9 protein-coding genes and 1 pseudogene are annotated in these 9,425 nt (G+C 46.2%); 5 read left to right on the top strand and 5 right to left on the bottom strand.

The annotated features are described in order from the left end of the window. Both RM811_RS21440 and RM811_RS21435 read right to left on the bottom strand, forming a co-directional pair. Positions 1-1,323 (bottom strand): protein-disulfide reductase DsbD domain-containing protein (locus tag RM811_RS21440; RefSeq protein ID WP_402528171.1); only part of this gene is annotated, 1,323 nt, incomplete at its 3' end. 77 nt (positions 1,324-1,400) lie between these two features. After that, positions 1,401-1,808: a hypothetical protein gene (locus tag RM811_RS21435; RefSeq protein ID WP_402528169.1), complete on the bottom strand. Its 408-nt coding sequence runs from the start codon at positions 1,806-1,808 to the stop codon at positions 1,401-1,403. A gap of 300 nt (positions 1,809-2,108) precedes the next feature. Between RM811_RS21435 and RM811_RS21430 the strand changes: the two genes are divergently transcribed. From RM811_RS21430 to RM811_RS21420, 3 genes are all read left to right on the top strand, one after another. Next, on the top strand, positions 2,109-2,390 hold the full coding sequence (locus RM811_RS21430) for a hypothetical protein (RefSeq protein WP_402528167.1): 282 nt from the start codon (positions 2,109-2,111) through the stop codon (positions 2,388-2,390). Next, a complete protein-coding gene (locus RM811_RS21425) occupies positions 2,381-2,959 on the top strand; it encodes a hypothetical protein (RefSeq protein ID WP_402528165.1) in 579 nt (192 codons plus the stop codon). The genes RM811_RS21430 and RM811_RS21425 overlap by 10 nt, the downstream gene beginning before the upstream one ends. 140 nt (positions 2,960-3,099) lie before the next feature. Further along, a complete protein-coding gene (locus RM811_RS21420; RefSeq protein ID WP_402528162.1) occupies positions 3,100-3,321 on the top strand; it encodes a hypothetical protein in 222 nt (73 codons plus the stop codon). Positions 3,322-3,350: 29 nt separating this feature from the next. On the opposite strand, the gene RM811_RS21415 is transcribed toward RM811_RS21420, so the two are convergent. Then, entirely contained in the window at positions 3,351-3,641 is a 291-nt protein-coding gene (locus RM811_RS21415) for a YebG family protein (protein ID WP_402528159.1), read from the bottom strand. 115 nt (positions 3,642-3,756) lie between these two features. Continuing rightward, positions 3,757-4,638: a 23S rRNA pseudouridine(2605) synthase RluB gene (gene rluB, locus RM811_RS21410; protein ID WP_402528157.1), complete on the bottom strand. Its 882-nt coding sequence runs from the start codon at positions 4,636-4,638 to the stop codon at positions 3,757-3,759. 412 nt (positions 4,639-5,050) lie between these two features. Here rluB and RM811_RS21405 point away from each other — a divergent pair, with 412 nt between their 5' ends. Further along, the gene (locus tag RM811_RS21405) at positions 5,051-6,598 is read left to right on the top strand and encodes a hypothetical protein (protein ID WP_402528154.1); all 1,548 of its coding nucleotides are present in this window, start codon (positions 5,051-5,053) and stop codon (positions 6,596-6,598) included. A 1,136-nt stretch (positions 6,599-7,734) separates the two neighbouring features. Here the strand turns inward: RM811_RS21405 and RM811_RS21400 are convergent. Then, on the bottom strand, positions 7,735-8,799 hold the full coding sequence (locus RM811_RS21400) for a hypothetical protein (protein ID WP_402528151.1): 1,065 nt from the start codon (positions 8,797-8,799) through the stop codon (positions 7,735-7,737). A 316-nt stretch (positions 8,800-9,115) separates the two neighbouring features. Between RM811_RS21400 and RM811_RS21395 the strand changes: the two are divergent. Continuing rightward, positions 9,116-9,250, top strand: a pseudogene (locus RM811_RS21395) (TetR/AcrR family transcriptional regulator); the annotation flags it as partial. Between the last annotated feature and the right edge of the window lie 175 nt (positions 9,251-9,425).

Raw genomic sequence — 9,425 nt, 5'->3', positions numbered from 1 at the left:
GGTTGCGAACATACCCTGGATAAAATGACCGGCGTAGGAGTTGTCACCTTTTGAGGCCAGCCAGGTACTGCTGTTGCTGGATAACTGTATTTCAAAAAGCCCCATCATATTGGCGGCAAACAGTCCGGTCACCAATACCATTGCGCCGATAAAGTAAGGGTTTTGAAACTGAATGCCCCAGCCCAGTGCCTGGCCTGATAGCTTTAATACGGCCAAAAATAATGCCAGCAGCCAGAAAGACACCAGAATCCCTGCGGCAGACGCCAGAAACTGTCCTCGAATCTGCCGTTTCCCCAGACCTTTTGCAGAAATAACACTGCTCAGTTTCATCCCCAGTACCGGAAGCACGCAGGGCATAATATTCAGAATCAAACCACCCAGCAGGGCGATAGCGATAATGGTGAAAAAACCTTTACCGTGGCTGTCTTCTATTGGCTGGTTGTCCGGTCTTGTAGAGAGTGTTGCACCGAGTGCTGTGGCAAGGTTCTGGTCAGTTACCACAAGAGGCAATGTCTGGTTATTCAGGTCAACGGGTTCGAGCCAGTTGCTGACTTTGAACGACGCTGTAAGGGTATTACCCTGCACATGGATATCAGGAGAATGAAAAATAAAGTTCTGCAGTTTATCGCTACTGCCATCCACAAAAACGTCCGGGTTTATCCAGCCCTGTGGTTTGGTGATCTGGAATATGGCGGTCTCCTCAGCCTTATTCCAGAAAGCGCCCAGAAGCTCAACGGTGGTTGATGGTCTGGGAACCTGGCTGATTCCCTGGTTATATAAATGCAGTGCCTGTTCGGAGAGATCAGGCTGATCAGGCTGAAAAGTCAGGCTCAACTCATAGTCGTTAAGCACGCAGATATTGGTGCATGACGGCATGGTCAGCTTGCCAAGAAACCAGGCTGGTTCTTGCATATCGTTGATATGAAGGGTCAGCGGGAAAACCACTTGCCCTTTATAGCCCAGGGTTTCCACGCCCAGAAAATCGTAGCGCCCGGGAACAGGCCAGTGCCACTCCACCTGGTTCAGGTTTTCAGACTGACTCCAGTCAAGACTGGGGGCAACGCCACCTTCACCGGGGGAACGCCAGTAGGTTTTCCAATCACCGGCCAGCTGAACTTCCAGCAGGCCTTCAACGGTTTTAGCCTGTGGGTCGGTTTGTCCGGTCAGCATAAAACGTACGGACAGGGGTGGATGTTTTGGATCGGTTAACCAACCAGTGCTGACTTCACTGGCGGAAGCCATTAGCGACAAAAATGACAGCAGAAAAATGCTCAAAAATGATAGAGCAGCAGCCAGAGGCTTAAGAGGGTGTTTCAATGTCACATACTCCAATAGACACAAATCGACAACGCAGGCTCAGAGACCAGCGAACATTCAATGGTTAGCGATTTCAGTTGTGTCTATTCCCGGAACACGCACAGCACCAGATGATGCCTCCTGCGGGGAATAATGGGTTCTGTAAGGGAGGGAAAGGTAGTCCTGTTGCCAGCACAGAGCCAGGCAAGGATAAGTAATAACAGGGGGATCAACAGAATCCCGGGCTCGATCAGCTGTGACTTGGCCTGAATCAAGTGATTACTCAGTTCACACTCGGTATCCGTGGATTCAGAAGCATCCTGCTGGTGGTCAGGGTGATTAGCTTCAGAAGAAAAAAAGAAGCCACTGGTAAAGTGGTCAGCCTTAAGCGGGCAGGTGGAACCAAACCCGGCCCGCTGCCACAGGCAGACAGCCAGCACCATACAGACCAGCAGTATGAATCGCCGGGCAATGAACTGTTTTTGAGGCTGGCTGAAGCGTCTGCTGACCAAGTCTGGAATCCTTCTCTGAATGATGCTTTAGAATAAGTGATTTTATCGATTATTGCAGTACAGGCTGCTGGGTAGTCTGGCGTTGATAGCAATCTTTTCAATAAAACAAGCATGCAGTTTTCATTAGACACTCTACTCTGTTCTGTGATCAGGCAGCGCTATTACGTTTAAGTAAGGTGTTGGGGGTTTTCATATAAAAAAATCAAAGACTTCACAGGTAGTTAAAAATGGACTCAGGATTAGACGGTTTCAGCGCGCTTCAATCTACATCCAGTGTCGAAACAACGGTGAACCATGCTGATGATGCTGAAGGCTCTGTTGCTGTTAACCGCAGAAACCCTGGAAGAGCCTGCAAATCATGCTTTTTTTGTTGCTGAAGAACGATTATTGGATGTGTCAGAGATGTCAGAAATTGCTCATCACCTGTTAATTATTACAGCGGCATTGGTGAGAGTGAAGCTTGCGGTGTCAGGCAACAACACAAAGGGCTGCGTCAAAGGATTTTCGAAGCCATTGGATGCTGTGGTTCTCATAACAAAGACCAGGGCAATGCTTTTCGGGCTAAATATCAATTGGAATTGATTTCAAAGTTGTCACCATTGTTTTCTGAAGCAGACCAGAGAAGTATTGATGAGCTCAAAAGTGAAATTTCAGCTGCTGAAGTAAGTGCTTTCAACAGGGATGATATCTCAACTTCTGATGTTGATCACAGGCAGACCACTTATCCCAATGAAGTAAAAGCGCTTAAAAAAAAGTTAGAGAAAACGCTGGATAAAATATCAAAAAGTAACACGATAGAGAAAAGTGGAGGAAACTGTTTGCCAGCAACGCTTAAGGATCTTTCCGGCTGTCTTGACTCCTGTAGTCTCGAGGATTTAACGGGGTTATGTGAAATGATTAAAATTCCTGGTGATTTAATCAGGCTTTTTAATAGCAAGTTGTTGAAAGTGCAGTTGATGGTATTTATCAAACAGCAGGAAAAGGGTTTGTTTAGAACGGTGCCTGGGGGCAGTGACTTCAATGCTTTCTGCAAATTATTTGAAAAAAAACTACTGACAAAAAGAAAAGGGGGAATGGGGTACTTATTCTCAATAATTCCAGGGTTCTGGCCAGTTATGTTAAACAACAGCTTCGTGATAAGTATCGACTAACGGGTACAGAAAAGGAGATATATGAAAAGGCACTGAAAACGCCTGTTGAACAGGCTCTGTGTGCGGATGTTCTGGATATTGTTCATTATCAATGTGAGGCTTCTAGCCAGATCTCAGAGACGCAGGCTGATGAAGGCCAGATGTTGTCACTCCCGAGTTTTGCCAAGGTTATTGGTCTCAGTCTCTATGGGGGCTATAGCAAAGTGCCGAAGTTGCGAAAAATGAGCTCTGAAGATGCAGATGCTCTGCAAAAGGAACTGACAGAGAAGCCAAAAATCAATGGCGTAAAGTCTCTGGAAACATTTATGGAGGTTTGGCCTGAGGTGAAAAAAGAATGGGCCGGGCAAACAGAATCTCAATAAAGCGACCCTGCTGCACAGGAGAAAATGGATCAGGCCACGGCTTCACGGATATCTACCGTGTTATCTTCTGGCTCACCGGATTTCTGAATATCCTGAAGCACTTCAGGCTTGCCTTTAAAGGCTTTGGCGAGAATATCCTTATTACGGGACATCAGCAGGCCGATCTCTTCTGCCAGCTGTTCGTTGATCTCGAAATGGGCTTCCAGCATGCCGGTGATACCATCGGCCAGCTCGAGCATACGATCGTGTTCTTCCGCGGCTTTTTTATCAGTAAACATGCTTCCGTCCCGGTCAACTCGCCACATGGGGGTAATGGACATGGGCTTCCTCCTGTATTAGGTTATGAGTACTGTATATAAGTACAGTACTGTTGTCCAGACGGATCCATCCATTAAGCCGAACAAGTGTAGACTCATTCGGCTTTTTTAGGTTTTATTACCGGGAACGCTGTTTCGGATGGGGACTGAAGCGTCTGGCTCCACCTTTTACTTTTTTGGCGAGCACTTCATTTTTCTTCACTCGATCTTGAGGTTTCTTGTGGAAGCTCGGTGCAGGTGGCAGGTCAACCAGGGCGGCAAGGGTATCGATATCCTGCTTTTCCAGCTCCTGAAACTGACCCTGACGAAGGCGCTCAGGAATAATCAGACTGCCAAAACGAACCCGCTTCAGGCGGCTGACTTTCAGGTCCTGGGATTCCCACAGGCGACGAACCTCACGGTTTCTGCCTTCCAGAATACAGACATGAAACCAGTGGTTGATACCGGTACCGCCAGAATCCACGATATCGGTAAAGCGAGCCTTACCATCTTCCAGTTCAACACCTTCAAACAGATTTTTTACATTCTGCGGGGTGACGACACCCATAACACGCACTGCGTACTCCCGCTCAACCGTGTTAGACGGGTGCATCAAACGGCTGGCCAGTTCACCATCGGTGGTAAACATTAATAAGCCGGAGGTGTTCAGGTCGAGCCGGCCAATGGAAATCCAGCGTTCGCCTTTCAGCTTGGGTAATTTGTCAAAAACCGTCGGTCGTCCTTCTTTATCAGAACGGGTGCAGATTTCACCTTCAGGTTTGTTATAGGCGATAACCCGGCGAATACCGGCGGCATAAGCGTCCAGCTTTACCGGTCGACCATCGACGGTGACCGTATCGAAACGGGAGGAACGATCGCCCAGGGTTGCTTTGTTACCATTGACCGAAACCCGGCCCTCGGTAATCCAGCGCTCCATCTCACGGCGCGAGCCAAGGCCAGCACCCGCCAGGATTTTTTGCAGCTTTTCGCCCTGCGGAGGGAGTGTGTCTTCAGTAGTCATGTGATATTGGCGGTGTGACCGCCCAGTGTCCAATAAGAGGACGGGCAGTATAACGGCAGGTCAGGGTACAGACAATCCGGTTGAGCCGCAGTGTCTGTCAAAGAGGTGCAAGGGGGCGGCGTTGGTAAAATTTTAACCTCAATGAAGGCCAGGGTTGCCATTTACCCAAACGCCCTGATAAAGGCAACCACCCCGGTAAGACGTAGTGGGCTTTTCAGTATATCAAAGTTGGATTCCCCATGATCTCAGGCCACGTAGGGCGAACCAGGGTTGCACGCTATTTTGCAACGAGCAGCTTCAAATGCAACCGACAGACATCATGACTAAAAAACGGGAACTTTTTCTTAAACGAGTGATCACAATGTTAGATGGCGAATGATCAACTACTTAGGAACATAATGGTATTAATACAATGACTGTAACACCTGTCAATAATACACAAAAGTACTATTTACGTGCTGATCAGTGCCATAACAGTGGTGATGATGAAGGGTGCAGTAATTCTAAGTGGTCCTGTAGAGGTATTGATGATCAACACAATAAAATGCCAGCTAATGATACTTTATTGTCTAACGGTGTGCTTGCTCGACAAAAGGCCAGGGGGGTTGAAATCGTTGAAAATGAGTCTTTTCAGCGGATGCCTCGCAAGTCTAACGTGAATCAAAATAAAAAACCTGATGACTTGTTTATGGAGTTTGAAAATGATTTTGAGTTTACGATAGACGAGTGTAAAGCCATGGGTATCAACTATAAGGAATGTCAATTGCCTGATAAGCCTGATAAGAAGGGCGATCAAAAAAACATTATTTCCAAAAAGGCTTTCGATTTTGCCAATCCGGATAAATCTAAAGCGCTTGATAGATTCTTCAACTATGTCCGGGACATATATGGGCTTTCCAATAAGTCAGTAAATGAATGTCCTGAAAAAGTAGAATTGATTGATCATAGTCTGAAAAAAATGATAAGTGAAATGGGCGCGCTGACGGACGAGAACCGCACCGCATGTATTGCCAAATCTTTCAGTAATTCAGTTTTTCAAGATGCTCTGAGGCAAGCCCTGTCGGATGTTGATAAATCCATTATTGAGAATCTACAGGGATTAGCGGCATTTAATTTTATGATAATTGAAGTGAATGCGTTGGCGAGAGACTCAGGTATTTCGAGCTTAGAAGCTTCGGGAGCTGATGATTCTGACAGTGGCAAGTTTATGCCATTCGAGCAGTTTAATAATAAGAGGTTACAAAAAAAAGTCGACATAATAACATGCGAGAATGAGGAGAGTCGTGAAGAAATAAACAAACTTAAGGAGGTGGTTGAAAAAGATGAGCAACTAAATTTCAATGGTGGAAAGATGTTAGAAGATTGTCCGTCAATTCTTGGTATTCAAAATATGAGTGACGATATTACTATTGTCGATACCATCTTGAAATTCGTAGAAGCTTTTAATAGTGAGGATGCGAAAGGTGATCTTAATTCATTTCTTCAAGATCGGTGTGCTGAAAAATCAAAATGTATTATAAAAGACCTGGAACAAGTGTTGCGCAAGACAATGACACGTTGTGATAGTGTGAAACGCTTTTCAGAAACGGTAGTTTATCGAAAAGTTGCTGAAGTGATCAAGCCGCCATCGGTAAGGAGACGGACAAAACTTTTTAAAAATAAACCGATATCGGATAGTAATGCGGTTAATGGGAGTCCTGTCGAATGGACCAGATTCCAGTTGAAGGAAGAGTTCAGAAAGGCATTTAAACAGCATACAGATCAACAGGCAATGTTTGTGTATACACACTCGGATGATTTTTTAAGACTCTTTAAACTGGAACAATACCCATTTAAATGGAGTTATGATGGCATGCGAAAAGCCACTCCGGCTGACAAGATTTTTGGGGTGATGGCTCAGACTTTGTATGATCGGTTTATCGGAAAACCAGGCCATGTTCCGCCTAAAGAGTCAAGGTGACAGGGTGCTCTTACGGTAGACATTAAGCACTATCCATTAATTTCAGGGGCTACAGAACCGCTTTAACCACGAAGAACACGAAGAGCACTAAGGAAGGAAGAAAAGCTATTCTTTGTGCTCTTCGTGTTCTTCGTGGTTTCAATGCAAGATTAAAGGATAAATAGAGAATAAAAAAGATAGTTAGCGTGCTGAGATAAATCGGCAAAAGATTGAAGGTGAGGATCCTTCATCTGGTAAGGTTCAGCCTAAACAGCCGTTTCTGTTGTGGAGTTCGGAGGGTTTCCACTCTCGGGAGCTTTCAGGTAATCACTGGCAGCCTGATTCCGACAGCCACAAGGACAGATTTTGGCTTAACCCATATGAGCAGTCACTTCATACTCGCCCGGTTTGCCTGGCTCAAACACCTGTTGTTCAATGCATTTGACCGGATCAACATCGAGAAGAGATGCTTGGCAGCAATGGCACTGTTTAACGGTGTAGTACTCAATGTAATCGGGGGTATCGACTCGTTTAAAACACCCTGATGCCCTTTTTGCCCCCCGGCTTTGTTACCAGATGATGGTCTGAGGCTTTTGGGGTTAGGCTTTTCCTGTGAAGAGTCAGAATTTTCCGAGGATGAAGAATCTTTCTGGGAATCACTGTTTTTATTAGTCTCCTGAAAGGTTAAAACCACCGGCTTTAGCCGGTCAGCTTTAGCCGGTCAGCTTTAGCTATGATGGTTTCCTCTCCCTACGGGATGTAATTAAAAGCGCCCCAAGGCACACGCGGCTGTCATTGTGTACATGGACTGTACAATCCATCCGGCAGGGATAGCCAACCGTCAGGCAGTCACCTCCCTGTGGATGGATCCTGTACAATCTCGGTAATTGCTCCTGCATTACTCTACCTCCTGCATCCATGCAGTCGCCTGTACAGGATGACAGCAACCAGGGAATCAAGAGGTGATGATAAATTTCAGGAGTGAAGGTTAGCGATAACGCGTCTTTGACGCGTATCCGGACTTTCAGTCCGTAACACCAAACCACCTGCTTTAGCCGGTGGTTGTTGAGTTCTAATTATTTCTAATGGCACTTACATAAAGTATTTGAAATGCTGGCTGTGACGGGTATGGCTTGTCCCATTTGGCGACAAATTTATTATTCCGGTAAATAACCTGCAAAGGCATTAATGGCAGGCTTGGGTATCTTGCCTTCAGAGTCTGGCTTTAATACGGGAAAATGTCCCACTATTTCCCTGATATTTGCCTCCAGCAAGCCCATCTTGCCTTTTACTACAGAACTATCGTTCTTTATTTGATTAAATTCTTTTTCACGGGGTCCCTGACCTATGTACAACACGGGTTTCCATGGAAGTGTCGAGAGTGTTTTTTTAACCTTTTCCAAATCTTCCGCTGTCAGCACTGGCTTCATTACCTCTAAAAGGTGATCCTGAGCCCACAACGAATGAGTTTTACCGTTAATAAAGTTCGCTACCTCACGACCCGCTTTATAAATACTGGCAGTACCTCGCTCTGTAGTAGCTTCATCATAGGTAGGCAGGTGTCCGGGAACACGGTGCCGTGCAAAAATCCCATCCACCTGCTCCTGCAGCTGTCCCAGGATATAGCTATTGCTTTGTTGATAACGCGCCATTTGTTTCGTATACAGAGCCCTTGCTTCACGTTCATTCCGGGCCTGTTCTTCCGGTAAAAAAACCTTAAGCTCATTAAATCGTTGTTGATGGTGAGCAATCTGCTCCCTGTAATTGCTAATGCAGGAATAATCCCTGTGGAGTTGATTAGCCAGCTTATCCCTTAACGCCTGGATACTCTCTTGAGTCAGGGGTTTCAAGCTGCTGCTCAGCATATATATGCCACATGCAGCGGTGGTCACTCCTGCTGTCGCGCCACAAAGTATGGGATGCTGCTGGATGGCGTCTTCAACCTTCTGCACCCCACGCTCTAGAAGCGTCGTCCCCGCAGCCAACCCCGCAGGTAATTTTGACAACAGCAAATCACCGGCTATAGCCCCCACTCCTGCCGATCCTGCCACCACTGCTGAGCTGGTTAGCCAATTAACGCAAGTGCCCCTTAAGGGTTCATAACGATAAAAATAACATCGTATACCATGAAAATAGCCTGAGTTCGATCTAACCCCGGCCACAGCGGACGATTCAGGCTGAGATGCCAGATCGCCTTGGCCAGCCACATTAACAGCCTGCATTGGTTGTTTCCTTCATAATACGGATCAGTAAGATAGCTGAGACACTGAATAGTACTAAAAGTTTCATCCCATTCTGCCAGAATTACCTGATAGGTATTATCTGATTAGGTATTAAATGTTGAAAGGCTCCCCCCGCTTATTTTTATATTACGTGCAGAATGAGTGTTCTCGGTGTATTCGCTGATGATCCATTAAACGATCGCAGCTGACTATATCAGAGGTACCACCAACACCCTGTCCAGCAGATCAGACATCCTGCCAGGCCCTGGAGCTATCATCCAGATAAAACAAAGGTTCCAATCGTCGGCAAAAGACAAAAAACAGAATTGCCAGACTGTTAACCGGTACAATAAGCTGGAGTATCAATTGGTTTAAGCTTGGCGGGGATTTGTCCCTTGAGGCACTGGCAGAAATGATTCTGTCTATGGCCCTGAATACATCGAAAAAATAAATCAGTGATCTGTGGGAGAGAATCTGCAGATGGGTGGAATAGAGCTTTTGCTGGGAAGGGTGTCATCACCCATGCTGGAAAATCCCGGGCCAACAGATAAGCAGCTGGACATTATGTTTCAGGCAGCGCTGAGAGCACCGGATCATGCCCGCCTTCGGCCCTGGCGTTTTCTGAC

Source organism: Endozoicomonas sp., assembly GCF_031844845.1.
GTDB lineage: Bacteria > Pseudomonadota > Gammaproteobacteria > Pseudomonadales > Endozoicomonadaceae > Endozoicomonas.
This window is presented reverse-complemented; position numbering and strand designations above follow the sequence as displayed.